This is a genomic window from Janthinobacterium sp. LPB2021202312-11-4 (assembly GCF_037049705.1).
GTDB lineage: Bacteria > Pseudomonadota > Gammaproteobacteria > Pseudomonadales > Pseudomonadaceae > Aquipseudomonas.
The window spans coordinates 46,096-66,299 of the sequence record NZ_JBAGKV010000015.1 but is presented as its reverse complement, the minus strand read 5'-3'; the positions used below and the strand labels follow the sequence as shown (position 1 = coordinate 66,299).

Genomic DNA, 20,204 nt, shown 5'->3' with positions numbered 1-20,204 from the left:
TCTTTTGATTTTGCTTTTTTTAAGATTAAAAGATCGCAGCCTCGTTTCACTCGACAGCTCCTACGGGGTTATTCGGTGGGATTGTCGATCTGCTCCAGCATCCACTTCACAAAGTCGCGCACCTTGGGCACTTCCGCCGAGTGTTCGGGGTAGGCCAGGTAATACGCGTCGCTGCTGGGCATCGCATGTTTCCAGGGTATGACCAGTTTGCCGTCGGCCAATTCCTCTTCCACCAGGAACCGTGGCAACAACGCCACGCCGCAGCCAACCTGGGCGGCACGAATGCACATATAAAAGGTTTCGAAGCGCGGGCCGTGGTAGCTGTGTTCGGTGTGGTAGCCCTGGCTGTCGAACCAGTCGTGCCAGGCCTGGGGCCGCGAGGCGTTTTGCAGCAGGACCAGGTCGGTGAGTTGCGTCGGGTCGGTGAACGGCGTGTCCGGCAGGCTGCCTGGTGCGCAGACCGGCACCAGTTCCTCGCCGAACAGTTTCAGGCTTTCAGTGCCGGGACGTGAGCCTTGGCCGAAGTAGAACGCCAGGTCGCTGCGACCTTGCAGCAAGTCGTCGGCCTCCTGTTCGCTGCACAGATCCAGGTGAATCGATGGATGACGCAGGCGCCAGCCCTTCAGGCGCGGCACCAGCCAGCGTGCGCCGAAGGTTGGCGGCGTCGAGACGCGCAGGACTTCGGTATCGCCGCCGTAGGAACGCAGGTAATGGGTGGACATTTCCACCTGCGTGAGGATTTTTCGTACCTCCACCAGGTACAAATCACCGGCCGGGGTCATTTGCAGGCGTCGGCGCACCCGGCGGAACAGCAGGTGTTGCAGCAACTCTTCGAGTTGCGCGACCTGTTTGCTGACGGCGCTCTGGGTCAGGTTCAGCTCTTCGGCGGCCCGGGTGAAGCTCAAATGCCGGGTCACGGCCTCGAAACACTGGAGTGCGGTGATCGACGGCAAGTAGCGTTTGTTCAGCATGGGTGGTCCTTTTTCGACTTACTTTGTTGCCAGCAATGCGAAGCATGAATAAACGGAATGATATCTCGCTTAATGGTCGTTTGTTGGCTCGTCTCCGGGGCGCTACAACTACAGGTCTGATCAGCCGTGAAATTCCGGCTGCACGATTTCCGTTTTCTGCTTGAGGAGTGACCCATGGTTGCCGCATTGCTTGATCGTCTAGGTGTGAACCCGGCCCTGTACCAGAACGGCAAAGTGCCGGTGCATTCGCCGATCGATGGCAGCCAGATTGCCAGCGTTAACTGGGAAGGCGCGGCGGAAGTCGAGCAGCACATCAGTCGCGCAGATCATGCGTTCGAATTGTGGCGCAAGGTTCCGGCCCCGCGCCGTGGCGAATTGGTCCGTCAACTGGGCGACATCCTGCGTGAATACAAGGCCGATCTCGGTGAACTGGTCTCCTGGGAAGCCGGCAAGATCACCCAGGAAGGTCTGGGCGAAGTTCAGGAAATGATCGACATCTGCGATTTTGCCGTCGGTCTGTCCCGTCAGTTGTACGGTTTGACCATCGCTTCCGAGCGTCCGGGCCACCACATGCGCGAAACCTGGCACCCGCTGGGCGTGGTCGGCGTGATCAGTGCGTTCAACTTCCCGGTGGCCGTCTGGGCCTGGAACACCGCGCTGGCGCTGGTGTGCGGCAACCCGGTGATCTGGAAACCGTCGGAGAAAACCCCGCTGACCGCCCTGGCCTGCCAGGCGCTGTTCGATCGCGTCCTGAAAAACTTCAGCGACGCGCCGCCGCACCTGAGCCAAGTGATCATCGGCGGCCGCGATGCTGGCGAAGCGCTGGTGGATGACCCGCGTGTCGCGCTGATCAGCGCCACCGGCAGCACCCGTATGGGCCGCGAAGTGGCGCCGAAAATCGCCGCACGTTTCGCCCGCAGCATTCTGGAACTGGGTGGCAACAACGCGATGATCCTCGGCCCAAGCGCCGACCTGGACATGGCCGTTCGCGCCATCCTGTTCAGCGCCGTCGGCACCGCCGGTCAGCGCTGCACCACCCTGCGTCGTCTGATTGCCCACGAATCGGTGAAGGAAGAAATCGTCACGCGCCTGAAAGCCGCGTACTCCAAGGTTCGCATCGGCAACCCACTGGAAGGCAACCTGATCGGTCCGCTGATCGACAAGCACAGCTTCGACAACATGCAGGACGCGCTGGAACAGGCCCTGAGCGAAGGCGGCCGGGTGTTTGGCGGCAAGCGTCAACTGGAAGACAAATTCCCGAACGCTTACTACGTGGCCCCGGCCATCGTCGAAATGCCTGAGCAAAGCGACGTGGTCTGCCACGAAACCTTCGCACCGATTCTTTACGTGGTCGGCTACACCGATTTCGCCGAAGCCCTGCGCCTGAACAACGCCGTGCCACAAGGCCTGTCGTCGTGCATCTTCACCACTGACGTGCGCGAAGCCGAGCAGTTCATGTCGGCGGTGGGCAGCGACTGCGGCATCGCCAACGTCAACATCGGCCCGAGCGGTGCCGAGATTGGCGGCGCGTTTGGTGGCGAGAAAGAAACCGGTGGCGGCCGCGAGTCGGGCTCCGATGCATGGCGCGGCTACATGCGCCGCCAGACCAACACCGTGAACTATTCGCTGGAGTTGCCGTTGGCTCAAGGCATTACGTTCGACTGATAAAAAAGGTGTGCCTGAAAAGATCGCAGCCTTCGGCAGCTCCTACGGGACTTTGCCTGGCTGCGGTTTTGTAGGAGCTGCCGAAGGCTGCGATCTTTTTGGCGGCTTGGTTGGGTTTCTGATTGGAGTCTGGCAATGCCGTTACGCGAAGAGTGTCTGTGGGAAAAACTGACGCCACAAAGGCCCGACAATGCGGCGCTCAGGGGTGAAGTGAAGGTCGATGTCTGCGTCATCGGTGCCGGTTTCACCGGGCTGTCGGCGGCGGTGCATTTGCTGGAAGCGGGTAAAAGCGTGTGCGTGCTGGAAGCCCATCGCGCTGGCCATGGCGGGTCCGGGCGCAACGTCGGGCTGGTCAACGCCGGGATGTGGATTCCACCGGACGAGATCGAAGCCGGGTTCGGCGAAGCGGTGGGCAGTCAGCTCAACCGCATGCTCGGTGCGGCACCGTCCCTGGTGTTCAGCCTTGTGGATAAGTACAACATCGATTGCCAGCTCCGCCGCGAAGGCACGCTGCACATGGCGCACAACGCCCGCGGCGAAGCGGACTTGCGCAGTCGTGAAGAACAATGGAAACGCCGTGGGGCGCCGGTTGAATTGCTGACGGGCCAAGCCTGCGAGCAAGCGACCGGGACCAAAAAAATCGCCGCCGCGCTGCTGGATCGGCGTGCTGGCACACTCAACCCGATGGGCTACACCACCGGGCTGGCCAAAGCGGCCATCAACCTCGGTGGCCAACTGTTCGACCATTCCCCGGTGACACGGCTTGAACGTCAGGGCCAGCGCTGGTCGGTGCAGACCGATCAGGGCTCGGTGCTCGCCGATCAGGTGGTGATCGCGTCCAACGCCTACACCGAAGGCGACTGGACCGAACTGCGGCGCAATTTCTTTCCCGGTTATTACTACCAAGTGGCCTCGGTGCCGCTGACCGAAGACGCTGCGCAGCAGATTTTGCCCGGTGGCCAGGGTTCCTGGGACACCCGGCAGGTACTCAGCAGCATCCGTCGTGACAAGGACGGGCGCTTGTTGCTCGGCAGCCTCGGCAACGGTAATCAAAAACCGACCTGGTTCCTGAAGGCCTGGGCCGATCGGGTTCAACAGCACTACTTTCCGTACCTCAAACCGGTTGAATGGGAATGCACCTGGACCGGTTGCATCGCGTTTACCCCTGATCACCTGATGCGCCTGTTCGAACCGGCGCCCGGAATAGTGGCAGTCACCGGTTACAACGGCCGGGGTGTGACCACGGGGACGGTGGTCGGTAAGGCGTTTGCCGACTATTTGTGTAACGGAAATCCTCAAGCGCTACCGATTCCGTTCGCGCCGATGCAGCCGCTGGCGGGTGTCGGGCTGCGCAGTTGTCTGTATGAGGCCGGTTTTTCGCTGTATCACGCGGGCCAGTGCCTGCGAATCGTCATCTGATTGTTGAAATATGTTGCTGGAAGCGGCGCTTTTTCGCGCAGCGACTAGCCTGTAATGGTGCGGGTTGTAGCAGTTGCGCACCAGCAGTGTGCACTTCGGTGACGCACGTTGTTACAGGCCGGTTGCACGTCGTTTAACGCTGCGGTTGCAATGATGGCGCGTGCGGGTTGCGCCTTTTAAAAAAATTGGTTTCACCTCCCGCGGTTTAGACGGTTGCACGCCCAATGAAAATGGGAACGAAACAGTCGAAATAATAAGAAAGCAGCGACTTTTTGAAGAATAAAAAACCGATGGCACGGCCCTTGCTCTGAGCATTCAGAGAAGTCGCAGTGCCAACTAAAAAAAACCTTGGAGCACCACCTCATGTCCCAGACGTTTTACAAGAAAGGCTTTCTGGCCCTCGCAGTGGCAACTGCCTTGGGTGTTTCTGCGTTTGCACAAGCCGATGTGAAAATCGGTGTGGCAGGTCCAATGACTGGCGCCAACGCGGCATTTGGCGAGCAGTACATGAAGGGTGCACAGGCAGCGGCCGATGCGGTCAACGCGGCCGGCGGCGTCAACGGGGAAAAAATCGTACTGGTCAAGGGCGATGACGCCTGCGAACCGAAGCAGGCTGTGACGGTCGCCAAGGACCTGACCAACCAGAAAGTCGCCGGCGTGGTCGGTCACTTCTGCTCGTCGTCGACCATCCCGGCCTCCGAGATCTACGACGAAGCGGGCATCATCGCAATCACTCCAGGGTCCACCAACCCACAGGTTACCGAGCGCGGCCTGAGCGCCATGTTCCGTATGTGCGGGCGTGACGACCAGCAAGGCATCGTGGCCGGCGACTACATCGTCGACGTGCTCAAGGGCAAGAAAGTCGCGGTCATCCACGACAAAGACACCTACGGCCAAGGCCTGGCAGATGCCACCAAGGCGCAGTTGATCAAGCGCGGCGTGACCCCGGTGATCTACGAAGGCCTGACCCGTGGCGAAAAAGACTTCAGCGCCCTGGTGACCAAAATCCGCGCGGCTGGCGCCGACGTCGTTTACTTCGGCGGTCTGCACCCAGAGGCCGGTCCACTGGTTAAACAACTGCGTACCGAAGGCCTGAAAGACGTGAAATTCATGTCCGACGACGGCATCGTGACCGACGAACTGGTGACCACCGCTGGCGGCCCGCAATACGTCGACGGCGTGCTGATGACCTTCGGCGCCGACCCGCGCCTGCTGCCAGACAGCAAAACCGTTGTGGATGACTTCCGCAAAAAAGGCACCGAGCCAGAAGGCTACACCCTGTACGCCTACGCTTCGGTTCAGACCCTGGCCGCTGCGTTCAACGGTGCCAAGTCCAACAAGGGCGAAGACGCTGCCAAATGGCTGAAAGCACACCCGGTCAAGACCGTGATGGGCGAGAAGACCTGGGACAGCAAGGGCGACCTGAAAGTCTCTGACTACGTGGTTTACCAGTGGGACAAGGAAGGCAAATACCACCAGCTTGAAAAACAGAAGTGATATGACCTGACGGCCCGGCGCCTTGTGCGCCGGGCCGTCAACGAACATGTCCGTGCAGTACCTGTCTTTTCTCGTAGAGCTGCACACAACCGTGTTGCACTGGCGGCTGAACCCCGGTCCGTTGCAATCCGCTTCTGTGCAGTCTCTCAAATGCGTGAGATTGCGTTATGGATGGTATTTTCCTGCAGCAACTGGTCAACGGCCTGACCCTCGGGTCGGTCTATGGCCTGATCGCCATCGGCTACACAATGGTCTATGGCATCATCGGCATGATCAACTTCGCCCACGGCGAGGTTTACATGATTTCCGCTTACCTCGCGGCAATCAGTCTGGCTCTGCTGGCTTACTTCGGTATTGAATCCTTCCCTTTGCTGATGCTCGGCACACTGGTCTTCACCATCGTCGTTACGGCGGTGTATGGCTGGGTCATCGAGCGTGTCGCCTACAAACCGCTGCGCAACTCCACACGACTGGCACCGCTGATCAGCGCCATCGGTATTTCGCTGATCCTGCAAAACTATGCACAGATCGCCCAGGGCGCTCGCCAACAGGGTGTTCCAACCCTGCTGACCGGTGCATGGCGTGTTGAAGTGGGCACGGGCTTCGTCCAGCTCACCTACACCAAAATCTTCATTCTGGTTGCAGCCTTCGTCGGTATGGGCCTGCTGACCTACGTCATCAAGTACACCAAGCTCGGCCGCATGTGCCGCGCCACCCAGCAAGACCGCAAGATGGCCTCGATCCTGGGGATCAACACCGACCGCGTGATTTCCTACGTGTTTATCATCGGTGCCGCGATGGCGGCCCTGGCCGGCGTGCTGATCACCATGAACTACGGCACGTTCGACTTCTACGCAGGTTTCGTCATCGGCATCAAAGCGTTCACTGCAGCGGTACTCGGCGGGATCGGCTCGCTGCCTGGCGCGATGCTCGGCGGGATCATCCTCGGGATCTCCGAGTCGTTGTTCTCAGGTTTAGTGAATTCGGATTACAAGGACGTTTTCAGCTTCTCGCTGCTGGTTCTCGTATTGGTCTTTCGGCCTCAAGGCCTGCTCGGCCGTCCTCTTGTGTCGAAGGTGTAAGCGATGTCTTCAACCACTAAAAAAACCATTGATGTCAAAAGAAGCCTGGTTGACGCGATTCTTGCCGGCCTCGTAGCCCTGATAGTGTTCGGCCCGATTGTCGGTGTGGTCCTTGAGGGCTACAGCTTCAACCTGCAACCGACCCGAGTCGCCTGGCTGGTCGCGATTGTCATGGCTGGCCGTTTTGCCCTGAGCCTGTTCCTGCAATCGCCCAAGGGTTTGAAAATCCTTGAAGGCTTTGAAACCACCGGCTCCGGGGTTCATGTACTGCCGCCCGATTACAAAACCCGTTTGCGCTGGGTCGTGCCGCTGGTGATCGTGATTGCCGTGGTGTTCCCGTTCTTCTCCAACTCCTACTTGCTGGGCGTGGTCATCCTTGGGTTGATCTACGTGCTGCTGGGCCTGGGGCTGAATATTGTGGTCGGCCTGGCCGGCCTGCTCGACCTCGGTTACGTGGCGTTCTACGCCATCGGCGCCTATGGTCTGGCGCTCGGTTATCAATATCTGGGGCTGGGTTTCTGGACGGTGCTGCCGCTGGCGGCGATCACTGCGGGGCTGGCCGGTTGCATCCTCGGTTTCCCGGTACTGCGCCTGCACGGTGACTACCTGGCAATCGTGACCCTGGGCTTCGGTGAAATCATTCGCCTGATCCTCAACAACTGGCTGTCCCTGACCGGTGGCCCGAACGGGATGCCGGCGCCATTGCCGACGTTCTTCGGTCTCGAATTCGGTAAACGCGCGAAGGATGGCGGGATACCGTTCCACGAGTTCTTCGGCATCGCCTACAACCCGGACGTGAAGTATTACTTCATCTATGCGGTGTTGTTCCTGGTGGTTTTGGCCGTGCTGTACGTCAAGCATCGCTTGACCCGCATGCCGGTCGGTCGCGCTTGGGAAGCCTTGCGCGAAGATGAAATCGCTTGCCGCTCCATGGGCCTGAACCACGTGCTGGTCAAGCTCTCGGCATTCACCATCGGTGCCTCGACCGCTGGTTTGGCGGGTGTGTTCTTTGCGACTTACCAAGGCTTCGTCAACCCGACCTCGTTCACCTTCTTCGAATCGGCCCTGATCCTCGCCATCGTGGTGCTCGGCGGCATGGGCTCGACCATCGGCGTGGTGATTGCAGCCTTCGTGCTGACTGTTGCCCCGGAATTGCTGCGTGGCTTCGCGGAATACCGCGTGCTGCTGTTCGGCGTGCTGATGGTGTTGATGATGATCTGGCGCCCGCGCGGCCTGATTCGGATCAGCCGCACCGGTGTGACCCCTCGTAAAGGAGTAGCGCCATGAGCGAAGTCGTACTCTCGGTCGAGAAGCTGATGATGCACTTCGGCGGCATCAAGGCGCTTAGCGATGTCAGCCTCAAGGTCCACCGCAATTCGATCTTCGCCTTGATCGGCCCTAACGGCGCCGGCAAGACCACGGTGTTCAACTGCCTGACCGGTTTCTACAAGGCCTCGGGCGGCAAGATCGAACTCAATGTGCGCGGGGAGCAAACCAACGTCATCCAGTTGCTGGGTGAATCGTTCAAACCGGTGGATTTCGTTTCGCCGAAATCCTTCTTCAGTCGGCTGTATTACAAGATGTTCGGCGGTACCCACTTGGTGAACCGCGCCGGCCTGGCCCGTACGTTCCAGAACATTCGCCTGTTCAAGGAAATGTCGGTGCTGGAAAACCTGCTGGTGGCCCAGCACATGTGGGTCAACCGCAACATGCTGGCGGGCATCCTCAACACCAAGGGTTACCGCAAGGCTGAAAGCGATGCCCTGGACCATGCCTTCTATTGGCTGGAAGTGGTGGACCTGGTGGACTGCGCCAACCGTCTGGCCGGCGAGTTGTCCTACGGGCAGCAACGTCGTCTGGAAATCGCCCGGGCCATGTGCACGCGGCCGCAGATCATCTGCCTCGACGAACCGGCCGCCGGCCTCAACCCTCAGGAAACCGAAGCGCTGAGCGCGATGATCCGGCTGCTGCGCGACGAGCACGATCTGACCGTGGTGCTGATCGAACACGACATGGGCATGGTAATGAGCATTTCCGACCACATCGTGGTGCTGGACCACGGCATCGTCATCGCCGAGGGCGGGCCGGATGCCATTCGTAACGACCCGAAAGTGATTGCCGCCTACCTGGGCGCTGATGAAGAGGAATTGGTATGAGTCAACCGATCCTCGAACTCAAGGACCTGGACGTGTTCTACGGGCCGATCCAGGCCCTGAAGAAAGTTTCGCTGCACATCAACGAAGGCGAAACGGTCAGCCTGATCGGCTCCAACGGTGCCGGCAAGTCGACCCTGCTGATGTCGATCTTCGGCCAGCCACGGGCGGCTGACGGGCAGATCATCTATCAGGGTGTGGACATCACCCACAAGTCGTCCCACTACATCGCGTCCAACGGCATTGCGCAGTCGCCGGAAGGGCGGCGGGTGTTTCCCGACATGACCGTCGAGGAAAACTTGTTGATGGGCACCATCCCGATTGGCGACAAATACGCCAAGGAAGACATGCAGCGCATGTTCGAACTGTTTCCACGGCTCGAAGAGCGGCGGACTCAGCGGGCGATGACCATGTCCGGCGGCGAACAGCAAATGCTCGCCATCGCCCGTGCGCTGATGAGCCGTCCGAAGTTGTTGCTGCTCGATGAACCAAGCCTGGGGCTGGCGCCGATTGTGGTGAAACAGATCTTCGCGACCCTGCGGCAACTGGCAAGCACCGGCATGACCATCTTCCTGGTCGAGCAGAACGCCAACCACGCGCTCAAGTTGTCGGATCGGGCGTACGTGATGGTCAACGGCGAGATCCGCCTCACAGGCACCGGCAAGGAGCTGCTGGTGAACGAGGAAGTGCGGAACGCTTATCTCGGCGGGCACTAACCCTTAGAGCCCATAAAAAACGCCCTGACGAACTCAGGGCGTTTTTTTATGCCCCCAGGTTTTTGGAGGAACTGGTCGGAGCCTGTAGGAGCTGTCGAGTGAAACGAGGCTGCGATCCCTTGATCTTGCCTTTAAGAAGCAAAATCAAAAGATCGCAGCCTTCGGCAGCTCCTACGCAGAGCCCGTTCATGGGCGAAATGGAAATTGTGGAAAACAATATTCACAAGCTCTTAAAGCGCGACATAAAGCCGCTGCAAATAGTTGTTTTGTCACGGTTTTGACTTGTCCCCGTTTGCTGTGGAACTGGCTGTGAATAACGTGGGAGTAGCTGGCTGAACGCCTTTTAAACCGTGGCTTGCAGGGTTGTGGTTGTTTTTTGACCAGGCGTTTTTGCCGGACCAAAAGCCACCGTTGTCAACCTTTTTGTTAGCGGTAAAAACCAGCGAAAACGCTGCCGGCAAGCCTGTGGATAAGTCTGTGGTTAAACTCTGGAAAGACTCGGCTGAGGGCCGTGGTTACTGGCTTGCCGCCATCGTTGGTTCAAGCGCTGAATCGTGCAAAACGCCATGGGCTACACGGTGAGACTTCAAGGGTCAAGCTAAAAACTTTCTGAACGGCCCGCAAAGCCTTATGCACAGCGGGTTGCAGGTTTTGCACTTGCCCCCAAAGACTGTGGACCGGCCTGTGGATAACGTGCGCGCACATGGCTACAAGCCACGGCGAGCAAGGCGTTGCCATGGTTGATCAATTTTCAACCAGAAAACACCCTCCGTGTAGGAGCCGCTGAAGGCTGCGATCTTTTGATCTTGCCTTTGCTTCAGCGGTGTTTGTGGGAAAAAGATCGCAGCCTTCGGAGATTCCTACGCGGGGGAGTGGTTGCCGGTGAAGGCGTGGCCGGGCATGCTGGCGGCTGATTTTCTATTCCAATGGCTGTCGATCAGCCGAAGCAAGGAGAACACGATGTCCAACACCCTGTTTATCACCGGCGCGACCTCCGGTTTTGGCGAAGCCTGTGCCCGACGTTTTGCCGAGGCTGGCTGGAAACTGGTGCTGACAGGCCGTCGTGAAGAGCGCCTCAACGCGCTGTGCGCCGAGTTGTCGAAGCAGACTGACGTCCATGGCCTGGTGCTCGACGTGCGTGACCGCAAGGCCATGGAGGAGGCGATTGCCAACCTGCCGCCATCCTTCGCCAAACTGCGCGGACTGATCAACAACGCCGGCCTGGCCTTGGGCGTGGACCCGGCGCCCAAGTGCGACCTGGACGACTGGGACACCATGGTCGATACCAACATCAAAGGCCTGATGTACAGCACTCGCCTGCTGCTGCCGCGCCTGATCGCTCATGGTCGCGGCGCCGGCATCGTCAACCTCGGCTCCATCGCCGGCAACTACCCGTACCCGGGCAGCCACGTGTATGGCGCGAGCAAGGCGTTCGTCAAACAGTTCTCCCTGAACCTGCGCTGCGACCTGCAAGGCACGGGCGTGCGCGTCAGCAACATCGAACCGGGCCTGTGCGAAAGCGAGTTCTCGCTGGTGCGTTTTGCGGGTGACCAGGAGCGTTACAACGCGACCTACGCGGGTGCCGAGCCGATCCAGCCGCAGGACATCGCCGATACGATTTTCTGGGTGCTCAACGCCCCGGCGCACATCAACATCAACAGCCTTGAGCTGATGCCGGTGAGTCAGACCTGGGCTGGTTTTTCCATTGAGCGCAATGGTGGCAAGGCTTAAGACCCGGTAACGGCCATCGCGGGCAAGCCTTGCTCCTACAGGATTTGTGTCGTGCTCATTTGCGGCGAACGACACAAATCCTGTAGGAGCAAAGCTTGCTCGCGATGGGGCCAGGTCAGGCAAAACTGGACATTAAGGTAGACTCCTCCCCCAACAACCCCACCGCACCCTGCGGTTTTCAAGGTTTTCAGAGGAGGCTACGTGAGTAACCGAGGTGAGCAGTCGCTGCTCAAGCAATCGACCATCCTGATGTTCGCCGTGGCGATCGCCGGGATCGTCACCGGTTTTGTTTCGGGTGCCCAATCCATCCTGTTCGATGGTTTTTTTTCGTTGATCGCGACCTTTATCAAGGTCCTGATGCTGATCACCGCCAAACTCATTGCCAAAGAAAGTAACCACCGTTTCCAGTTCGGCTTCTGGCACCTGGAGCCGATGGTGTTGCTGATCGAGGGCAGTTTCCTGTTTCTGATCGCGATCTATGCCTTTCTCAACGGCGTGTTCGGAATCATCAATGGCGGCCGCGAGATCGAACTCGGGCTGGTGATCATCTATGCGGCGGTGTTTACCGTGGTCGAGTTTGCGTATTTCTTCTACGTTCGCCATCGCAACCGCAAGCTCAAATCGACGCTGATCCAGTTCGACAACATCAGTTGGCTGGTGGACGCGATGCTGTCGGTGGGGCTGTTGGTAAGTTTTCTTACTGCGCTGCTGCTCAAGTCTCAGGGGTATGGCCAGTGGGCGGTGTATGTCGACCCCTTGATCCTGATTCTGCTGGCCCTGAGCATGCTCGCGCCGGCCTTCAAGATCCTGCGCCCGGCGTTGCGTGATGTGCTGGGGATCGCCCCGGATCAACTGGACGACAAAGTGCGCCAGGTAATGGACGCGGCCAAGGTCGAGCATGGTTTCGATGACTACATCTCCTACGTGCAGAAGCACGGACGGGCGCGGTTTATCGAGATTCATGTGGTGTTGCCGGCGGATTACCGACTGGAGAACGTCGGGCAGTTGGACGAGTTGCGCGAGGAGATTTCCGCGAAGTTGGGCAAGGCGGATGCGGCGCGATGGCTGACCATCAGTTTTACCGGGGACAGGAAGTGGATTGCCTGATTAATCGTTGATCGTTTTGAGGGCCTCTTCGCGGGCAAGCCTCGCTCCTACGGGATTTGTGTCAAACCGCGAAAATGCGAACGGCACAAGACCTGTAGGAGCGAGGCTTGCCCGCGATGGCGATCTATCAGTCAGCGCAAATACTCGACCAACCCGCGATAGCACGTCGCCAAGTGGTAAGGCGTGGTCGAAGGCATGTCGTTTCGGCTGACTTCGCCTTCTTCATCACGACATTCATACCAGCCACCCGCATGCAGAAAGCGCTGCTGCAACGCTTGCAATTGGCGCAGCACGGCGGCTTCGCTGTCGGGCCGCAAGGTCAGTGCCCGCAGGTATTCGGCCTGGGCCCAGATGCGCTGGGTGCTGTCGCGAGGACGGCGTGGATCGCTGTTCAGATCGAGCATGGCCCGCACCGCGCCATTGTGGTCGATCACCCCCAATTGCTCGGTGTAGCCGAACGCACGGCTCAAGGAGCGATGCAGTTTGCTATCGCGCAACAGCGGTGAGGATTCCAGCAGGAAATACCATTCGAACTGATGGCCCGGTTCAAACCAGTTATCCACAGCCCCCAGCGGTTTCTCCATCAAGACGCCTTCCTGCGGGACGATGAATTTTTGCTGCATCCCGGCGCACAGGGCTTGCAGGCGGTTCTGCACGGCGAGGTCCTCACGCACCGACAGCGTGGCAAGGAAGGCCTCGGCCAGGTGCATCAATGGATTCTGCAACGGCCCGGTCTTGAGCGACGACCAGTCACGGTCCAGGCAGGCTTCGTACAGACCGTCGTCCGTGGCGAAGCGTTGAGCGATGACTTCCAGGGCGGCGTTGAGCACCGACTCCACCAGCGGTTCGCGAACCTTGCCCCAGTAATGGGCGCAGGCGAACAGGATGAAGGCGTGGGTGTAGAGGTCTTTGCGCTGATCCAGCGGCGCACCTTGCGGGTCGATGCTGTAGAACCAACCGCCGTGCTCGGCGTCGTGGAAATGCTGCTGCAAGGACCGGAACAACGCCGCTGCTCGAATTTGCGCTTCGGGCACTTCACCAATCAGGCTGGAAAACAGGTACAGCTGACGGGCGCAGGCCATGGCCCGATAGCGTTGCGGTGGCAGCGGTTGGTGTTCGGCGTCCAGGGCTTCGTACGGCAGCGCCATGTCGGCGTTCCAGCCGGGAACTTGCCAGAGCGGCACGATCACCTTCAGGAAGTGCTGTTGCACCGAGGCGAACAGGGCGGTCAATTCAGGCTGGGAAGCAGAGCGGGAAACAGGCGGCATTGGCTGGCGTCGTCACGGCAGGGGCGATTGCGCGACATGTTAGCAGAGAGGCCGGCCATAGAGAGGCGGTGTCTGTCAGGCCGCCATCGCGGGCAAGCCTCGCTCCTACAGGTTATGCGTCGTGCGCATCATTTGCGAACGACACACAACCTGTAGGAGCGAGGCTTGCCCGCGAAGAGGCCCGACCAGGCGATAGAGAAATCAGCCCGCCAACAACCAGACCCCGGTCGCCGCCGAAGCCGCGCCCGCCACACGAATCAACGGCGCGGCAGCCTGAGGCAACACGCGAACCACGGCGTAACCCAAGCCATGCAACGCCGCCGTCGCCGCCACAAATCCTGCGGCATACGCCCAAGGGCTCGACATGTCCGGCAATTCCAAACCATGCGCCACACCATGAAACAGCGCAAACAACGCCGTCGCCCCCACCGCCACAACCAACGGCGGACGCACCGCCAGCGCCACCGCCAGGCCCAACGCCAATACCGACGCCGCAATCCCGCTTTCCAGCGCCGGCAGGTTCAGCCCTTCAAAACCCAGCACACCGCCGATCAGCATGGTGCCGACAAACGTGCACGGCAGCGCCCAGCGCGCCGCGCCTTTCTGCTGCGCGGCCCACAAACCCACCGCGACCATTGCCAGCAAGTGGTCGATGCCGCTGATCGGGTGGCTGATGCCGGCGATCAAACCGTTATCGCCATGCCCCGGGTGGGCGAAGGCGATGGCCGGGGTCAAGAGCAGGGCCAGGGCGCCCAGGATGCGTTTGAGTGTCATGGATGAGCTTCCTTGTGGATAAGTCGTGATCAGGCGGCGGTCAGCAGGCCCTGGCGTTCGATAAAGGCAATGATGTCTTCCAGGCCCAGGCCGGTTTTCTGGTTGCTGAAGACAAATGGTTTGCCGTTGCGCATGCGTTTGGTGTCGCTGTCCATCAACTCCAGCGAGGCACCCACCAACGGGGCCAGGTCGACTTTGTTGATTACCAGCAAATCGGATTTGCAGATTCCCGGCCCGCCCTTGCGCGGCAGCTTGTCGCCGGCGGACACGTCGATCACGTAGATCGTCAGGTCGGACAGTTCCGGGCTGAACGTCGCCGAGAGGTTGTCGCCACCGGATTCAACGATGATCAGGTCCAGCCCCGGAAAGCGCCGGTTCAACTGGTCCACGGCTTCAAGGTTGATCGAGGCGTCTTCGCGGATCGCCGTGTGCGGGCAGCCGCCGGTTTCCACGCCGATGATGCGTTCAGGCGCCAGGGCTTGGTTGCGCACCAGAAAATCGGCGTCTTCGCGGGTGTAGATGTCGTTGGTCACGACCGCCAGGTTGTAGCGATCGCGCAGGGCCAGGCACAGGGCCAGGGTCAGGGCGGTTTTACCGGAACCGACCGGACCGCCGATGCCGACGCGCAGAGGTTGTGTGTTCATGTGATTCTCCAAAAATAAGGCCCTAGGAACGGAACAGACGGCTGTACTGGCGCTCATGGGCCATGCACGCCAAGGACAGGCCAAACGCGGCGCTGCCGTAGTGTTCGGGGTTGATGTGAGTGGCGTGCTGCTGGGCTTCTTGCAACAACGGCAGCAATTGGCTGGTCAGGCGTTGCGCGGCTTGCTGGCCCATGGGCAGGGTTTTCATCAACACCGCCAATTGGTTTTCCAGCCAGCTCCACAGCCACGCGGCCAAGGCATCCTGTGGACTGATCCCCCAGGCACGAGCGGCCAGCGCCCAGCCGAGGGCCAGGTGTGGTTCGGGGCGTTGATCGAGAAAGGCTCGGGCCGGCTCATCGAGTTCGGGCAAACCGTTGAGCAGTTGCTGCAACGAATAACCCATCTGTCGACTTTCCTGATGCAGTTCGCGGGTTTCGCGGCTGGCGCGATGCTCCTCGCAGCGTTGCAGCAGTTCGGCCCAGTTTTCGTCGGCAGCGGCCACGCAATGAGCGAGCAGCAACGGTGCCTCGAAACGGGCGAGATTGAGCAACAACTGATCACTGATCCAGCGTCGTGCGCTGTCGGCATCGGTCACCCGGCCGTTATCCACCGCCATTTCCAGGCCTTGTGAATAGCTGTAGCCGCCAATCGGCAATTGCGGACTGGCCAGGCGCAGCAGCGCCCAGGCTGGATTCATAAGCGCACGCCGAACTGGTGGAGTTTCGGCGGATAGTTGAAATCTTCGTCGCCGTGACGCGAGTGATGATGGCCGCCACCGTAAGCGCCGTGTTCCGGCTGGAACGGCGCTTCGATGTTTTCGACGTTGGCATCCAGCTGTTCGAGCATGGCTTTGAGCACGTAATCGTCGAGCAGGCGCAGCCAGCCATCGCCGACTTGCAGGGCGACGTGGCGGTTGCCCAGGTGATAAGCGGCGCGGGTCAATTCGAAGGCGTTGGCGCAGGTGACGTGCAGCAATTGTTCGGGGCGGGCGCAAACACGGACGATGCGCCCGTCTTCGGCCTGTAGGCATTCGCCGTCATACAGCGGTGGCTGACCACGCTCCAAAAACAACCCGACGTCTTCCTGCTCGGCACTGAAACAGCGCAAACGGCTTTTGCTCCGGGCTTCGAAGGTCAGGTGTAGCTCGGCGGCCCAGACGGGTTGAGGGTCGATTCTGCGATGAATCACCAGCATCGGAAAGCTTCCAGCAAAGGACAATGCTCAGGCTAGAGCAAGGGGCTTGCCAATCGGGCGATACGTAGGAAAACCCTGTCGGAGCTTAGTGGTTGTTTCAGGATGTTGCAGGGTTTTGGGTCATGTTGGTGCGCGGGGGATTGTTCATGCACTGATTTGCGGCGCACAAAAAAGATCGCAGCCTTCGGCAGCTCCTACGGAGGAATGCGATCCCCGTAGGAGCTGCCGAAGGCTGCGATCTTTTAAGGCGGACTACTCGGTACTGCCAAGCCCCTGCCAATGTTTCAAGCCAATAAAGATAAAGCGCAGTTGCTGGGTGATCTTCGCCTGAGGCGTCAGATGCTCCGGCAACGCTTCAACCGGCGGATCGATAATGTCCGGCAGCGTCGCAAACACGCTTTTAACGATCAGGTCAGCCATGACATTCAACCCGGCGATGTCCAGGTGTTGCAGCTTGGGCATCAGCGACAGGTCAGAGGCCAGGTCGGAACTGATGTCTTCGCGCAAACGGCCAATGGCCTGACGCACCGGCATCGAGCCGCCGTACTGTTCGCGAGCCAGAAACAGAAACTGCGAGCGGTTGGCGCTGACCACGTCGAGAAAGATCCGCACCGACGCATCAATGATGCCGCCCATGACGAATTCGTTGTGGCGTACCAAACGGATGGTTTCGCGGAAGGTCTGGCCGACTTCGCTGACCAGCACCAGGCCCAGTTCGTCCATATCGGCGAAATGCCGGTAGAAACCGGTGGGCACGATCCCGGCGGTTTTCGCCACTTCGCGCAGGCTCAGGCTGCCGAATCCTCGGCCGCATTCCATCAAATGGCGGGCGGCGTCCATCAGGGCGTTGCGGGTCTGTTGTTTCTGTTCGGCGCGGGGCAGCATCGCAAGGGTGTTTTCTGGACAGGACAGCGACGCACTCTAGCAAATCGGCTTTGCCGGCGTCGAACGGGGATCAGGATTCTAGCGAGGTTGTGCGGCGGATATAAAAGTCAAAAGCCCAATCCGCAGATTGGGCTTTTTTTCAGGGCCGCCATGGGCTTAGCTCACAGCGCTGTTGCGTTCGATTACACGGTCACCACCACCTTCAGCGAGGGTTTGGCCTTGTGGGGTGCGGTCTGCGCCGTCGGCAGCGAGGGTCTGGCCTTGTGGGGTGCGATCTGCGCCGTCAGCAGCGAGGGTCTGGCCTTGTGGAGTGCGGTCTGCGCCGTCAGCAGCCAAGGTCTGGCCTTGTGGGGTTTTGTCGTAGCCGTCTTGGGTGATCAAGCCTTTTTCTTTCAGGCGATCATTACCACCTTCGGCCAGGGTCTGACCTTGTGGGGTGCGATCCGAACCATCGGCTGCGACGGTTTGGCTGAATACCGAGTGGCTGTCTTTGACTTGCGGTGTGGCCTGATCAGCGGCTGGCAGAGCAAAAGCGGTGCTGGCTAGCATCGAGAGGGTCAGGCTAAGCAGTAATTGGCGTTTCATGATGGGTTGCTCCTTGGGGGGGCGATAAAGTGGGTACGAGGGCAATGCTACTCTTGATAAGTCGATACAAAAGTTCATAAACGCAATGGTAATAATCAACAGAATTGATTGTTCCGTGCGGGCGCTCTAGAACGGGCGTTTCCGGCGGGCCGTTTTGCACCGCGGTGGGTATTTTCGACCCATTGGTGCCGCACAAAAGTGCGGGGCGGTAACGCTGGAGACGGGCGCAGTGTGTCGCCGATGGATTATTTGAGGGTTAAGCGGTATTTCGGTTAAACCTGCGGGCCATTTTCCAGTCGTACATTCCATAGCAGGCCGGTTCGGGCCTAACGTTTCAAACGTGCGTCGCAGTCAGGGCGCTCAGTCGTATTCAGGAGCCCTGTGCAATGACGCGCACTTCAAAAGTTTTCACCTGGACCTTCGCCACGCTTGTTGTGTTGCTGGCGATACTGGTGCTGATCATCGTGTTCTTCGATTGGAACCGGATCAAACCGCCACTCAACGCCAAAGTCTCCGAAGAGCTGCACCGCCCGTTCGCCATTAATGGCAACCTCGCGGTGGTCTGGCAGCGCGAACCTGATGAGGGCGGCTGGCGGGCCTGGGTGCCGTGGCCGCACGTGGTGGCCGAAGACTTGAGCCTGGGCAACCCGGACTGGTCGAAGCAACCGCAGATGGTCACGCTCAAGCGCGTCGAGTTGCGCCTCTCGCCCCTGGCTTTGCTGGCTCAGCGTGTGGTGATCCCGCGCATTGACCTGACCGAACCGAACGCCGACCTCCAGCGCCTGGCCGATGGCCGCGCCAACTGGACCTTCAAATTCGACCCCAAAGACCCGAACGCCGAGCCGTCGAACTGGGTGGTGGACATCGGCGCCATCGGTTTCGACAAGGGCCACGTGACCCTCGACGACCAGAACCTGAAAACTCAACTCGACGCGGTGATCGATCCGCTGGGCAAACCGATTCCCTTCAGCGATATCGTCGGCGACAAAGCCGCGAAAACCGCCATCGAGAAGGGTGGAGCACCCCAGGACTACGCCTTCGCGATCAAGGTCAAAGGTCAATACCACCAACAGAAACTCGCCGGTGAAGGCAAGATCGGCGGTCTGCTGGCGTTGCAGGACGCGGCCAAGCCGTTTCCGCTGCAAGCCCAGGTCAAGATCGCCGACACCAGCGTCGAGCTGGCCGGTACCCTGACAGACCCGCTGAACCTTGGCGCTCTGGACTTGCGCCTGAAACTGGCCGGCAGCAGCCTGGCGAACCTTTATCCGCTGACTGGCGTCACCCTGCCGGCCTCGCCGCCCTACGCTACCGATGGTCACTTGACCGCCAAGCTGCACGACGCGGCCGGCGCGCAGTTCCGCTATGAAGGCTTCAACGGCAAGATCGGTGACAGCGATATTCATGGCGACCTGGCTTACGTCGCCAGTCAGCCACGGCCCAAACTCAGCGGCGCGCTGGTTTCCAATCAATTGCTGTTTGCCGACCTGGCGCCGCTGATCGGCGCCGACTCCAACGCCAAGCAGAAGGCCCGTGGCGGTGAAAGCAAGCAGCCGGCCGACAAGGTCTTGCCGGTGGAAGAGTTTAAGACCGAGCGCTGGCGGGATATGGACGCCGATGTCGAATTCACCGGCAAGCGCATCGTCCACAGCGAAAAACTGCCGTTCACCGATCTCTATACGCATCTGGTGCTGACTGATGGTCTGCTCAGCCTGGAGCCGCTGCGTTTCGGCGTGGCCGGCGGCAAGCTCGATGCGCAGATCCGCCTCAATGGCCGTGCCGAACCACTGGAAGGTCAGGCGAAACTCACTGCTCGGGGTTTCAAGTTGAAGCAACTGTTCCCGACCTTCGAGCCGATGAAAACCAGTTTCGGCGAGCTGAACGGCGACGCCGATATCAGCGGTCGCGGCAACTCGGTGGCCAAGTTGCTCGGCGGGGCCAACGGCACGCTGAAAATGCTGATCAACGACGGCGCCATCAGTCGCGAATTGATGGAACTGGCGGGGCTCAACGTCGGCAATTACGTGGTCGGCAAGATCTTTGGCGACAAGGAAGTGAAGATCAACTGCGCGGCAGCGGACTTCGATATCAAGACTGGCCTGGCGACCACGCGGTTGTTTGTCTTCGACACCGAGAACGCGATCATCTACATCGATGGCACCGCGAACATGGCGACCGAGCAACTGGACCTGACCGTCACCCCGGAATCCAAAGGCTGGCGGTTGATTTCCCTGCGTTCGCCGTTGTACGTACGGGGCAAGTTCATCAAGCCCGACGCGGGGGTGAAAGCGGTGCCGCTGTTGCTGCGCGGGGCCGGGATGGTGGCGCTGGGCGTGATTGCGGCGCCTGCGGCGGGGTTGTTGGCGTTGGTGGCACCGAGTGGCGGCGAGCCGAACCAGTGTGCGCCGTTGCTGGAACAGATGAAGGCGGGCAAGGCACCGGTGACCGTGAAGCCTACCAAATAAGAGCAGATCAAAAGATCGCAGCCTTCGGCAGCTCCTACAGGGAACGCGTTC

General features: G+C 59.9%; 18 protein-coding genes. 10 read left to right on the top strand and 8 right to left on the bottom strand.

Annotated features, from left to right (window positions below):
• Window positions 1–68: 68 nt before the first annotated feature.
• Window positions 69–971: a LysR family transcriptional regulator gene (locus V5E99_RS17170; RefSeq protein ID WP_499803508.1), complete on the bottom strand. Its 903-nt coding sequence runs from the start codon at window positions 969–971 to the stop codon at window positions 69–71.
• Window positions 972–1,145: 174 nt separating this feature from the next.
• Here V5E99_RS17170 and amaB point away from each other — a divergent pair, with 174 nt between their 5' ends.
• From amaB to V5E99_RS17125, 9 genes are all read left to right on the top strand, one after another.
• Window positions 1,146–2,636, top strand: coding sequence for an L-piperidine-6-carboxylate dehydrogenase (gene amaB / locus V5E99_RS17165; RefSeq protein WP_499803507.1), 1,491 nt, complete (start codon window positions 1,146–1,148; stop codon window positions 2,634–2,636).
• Between the two features lie 135 nt (window positions 2,637–2,771).
• Window positions 2,772–4,055: an L-pipecolate oxidase gene (gene amaA / locus V5E99_RS17160; protein WP_499803506.1), complete on the top strand. Its 1,284-nt coding sequence runs from the start codon at window positions 2,772–2,774 to the stop codon at window positions 4,053–4,055.
• Between the two features lie 363 nt (window positions 4,056–4,418).
• Complete coding sequence (locus tag V5E99_RS17155) at window positions 4,419–5,552, top strand: branched-chain amino acid ABC transporter substrate-binding protein (protein ID WP_499803505.1); 1,134 nt, start codon at window positions 4,419–4,421, stop codon at window positions 5,550–5,552.
• Between the two features lie 167 nt (window positions 5,553–5,719).
• Window positions 5,720–6,634: an ABC transporter permease subunit gene (locus tag V5E99_RS17150; RefSeq protein WP_027921961.1), complete on the top strand. Its 915-nt coding sequence runs from the start codon at window positions 5,720–5,722 to the stop codon at window positions 6,632–6,634.
• Between the two features lie 3 nt (window positions 6,635–6,637).
• Window positions 6,638–7,921, top strand: coding sequence for a high-affinity branched-chain amino acid ABC transporter permease LivM (gene livM, locus V5E99_RS17145; protein WP_499803504.1), 1,284 nt, complete (start codon window positions 6,638–6,640; stop codon window positions 7,919–7,921).
• Window positions 7,918–8,790 (top strand): ABC transporter ATP-binding protein, encoded by an 873-nt coding sequence (locus tag V5E99_RS17140; protein WP_499803503.1) that lies wholly within the window; start codon window positions 7,918–7,920, stop codon window positions 8,788–8,790. The genes livM and V5E99_RS17140 overlap by 4 nt, the downstream gene beginning before the upstream one ends.
• An 8-nt stretch (window positions 8,791–8,798) precedes the next feature.
• Window positions 8,799–9,503 (top strand): ABC transporter ATP-binding protein, encoded by a 705-nt coding sequence (locus tag V5E99_RS17135; RefSeq protein ID WP_499803587.1) that lies wholly within the window; start codon window positions 8,799–8,801, stop codon window positions 9,501–9,503.
• A 960-nt stretch (window positions 9,504–10,463) separates the two neighbouring features.
• A complete protein-coding gene (locus V5E99_RS17130; RefSeq protein WP_499803502.1) occupies window positions 10,464–11,234 on the top strand; it encodes an SDR family oxidoreductase in 771 nt (256 codons plus the stop codon).
• A 201-nt stretch (window positions 11,235–11,435) separates the two neighbouring features.
• Complete coding sequence (locus tag V5E99_RS17125; RefSeq protein WP_499803501.1) at window positions 11,436–12,341, top strand: cation diffusion facilitator family transporter; 906 nt, start codon at window positions 11,436–11,438, stop codon at window positions 12,339–12,341.
• Window positions 12,342–12,472: 131 nt separating this feature from the next.
• On the opposite strand, the gene V5E99_RS17120 is transcribed toward V5E99_RS17125, so the two are convergent.
• The 7 genes from V5E99_RS17120 to V5E99_RS17090 all read right to left on the bottom strand — a co-directional run bounded on the left by V5E99_RS17120 (window position 12,473) and on the right by V5E99_RS17090 (window position 17,691).
• Window positions 12,473–13,609 carry an AGE family epimerase/isomerase gene (locus V5E99_RS17120; RefSeq protein ID WP_499803500.1) on the bottom strand — a complete coding sequence of 379 codons (1,137 nt, stop codon included), beginning with the start codon at window positions 13,607–13,609 and terminating at the stop codon, window positions 12,473–12,475.
• 201 nt (window positions 13,610–13,810) lie between these two features.
• Window positions 13,811–14,383 (bottom strand): HupE/UreJ family protein, encoded by a 573-nt coding sequence (locus V5E99_RS17115; protein ID WP_499803499.1) that lies wholly within the window; start codon window positions 14,381–14,383, stop codon window positions 13,811–13,813.
• A 29-nt stretch (window positions 14,384–14,412) separates the two neighbouring features.
• The gene (gene ureG / locus V5E99_RS17110) at window positions 14,413–15,027 is read right to left on the bottom strand and encodes an urease accessory protein UreG (RefSeq protein WP_499803498.1); all 615 of its coding nucleotides are present in this window, start codon (window positions 15,025–15,027) and stop codon (window positions 14,413–14,415) included.
• 22 nt (window positions 15,028–15,049) lie between these two features.
• Window positions 15,050–15,724, bottom strand: coding sequence for an urease accessory protein UreF (locus tag V5E99_RS17105; RefSeq protein WP_499803497.1), 675 nt, complete (start codon window positions 15,722–15,724; stop codon window positions 15,050–15,052).
• On the bottom strand, window positions 15,721–16,221 hold the full coding sequence (ureE, locus tag V5E99_RS17100) for an urease accessory protein UreE (RefSeq protein WP_499803496.1): 501 nt from the start codon (window positions 16,219–16,221) through the stop codon (window positions 15,721–15,723). The genes V5E99_RS17105 and ureE overlap by 4 nt, the downstream gene beginning before the upstream one ends.
• Window positions 16,222–16,473: 252 nt before the next feature.
• The gene (locus tag V5E99_RS17095; protein WP_499803495.1) at window positions 16,474–17,106 is read right to left on the bottom strand and encodes a TetR family transcriptional regulator; all 633 of its coding nucleotides are present in this window, start codon (window positions 17,104–17,106) and stop codon (window positions 16,474–16,476) included.
• Between the two features lie 156 nt (window positions 17,107–17,262).
• The gene (locus V5E99_RS17090) at window positions 17,263–17,691 is read right to left on the bottom strand and encodes a hypothetical protein (RefSeq protein ID WP_499803494.1); all 429 of its coding nucleotides are present in this window, start codon (window positions 17,689–17,691) and stop codon (window positions 17,263–17,265) included.
• 386 nt (window positions 17,692–18,077) lie between these two features.
• Between V5E99_RS17090 and V5E99_RS17085 the strand changes: the two genes are divergently transcribed.
• On the top strand, window positions 18,078–20,153 hold the full coding sequence (locus tag V5E99_RS17085) for an AsmA family protein (RefSeq protein WP_499803493.1): 2,076 nt from the start codon (window positions 18,078–18,080) through the stop codon (window positions 20,151–20,153).
• The last annotated feature ends 51 nt before the right edge of the window (window positions 20,154–20,204 follow it).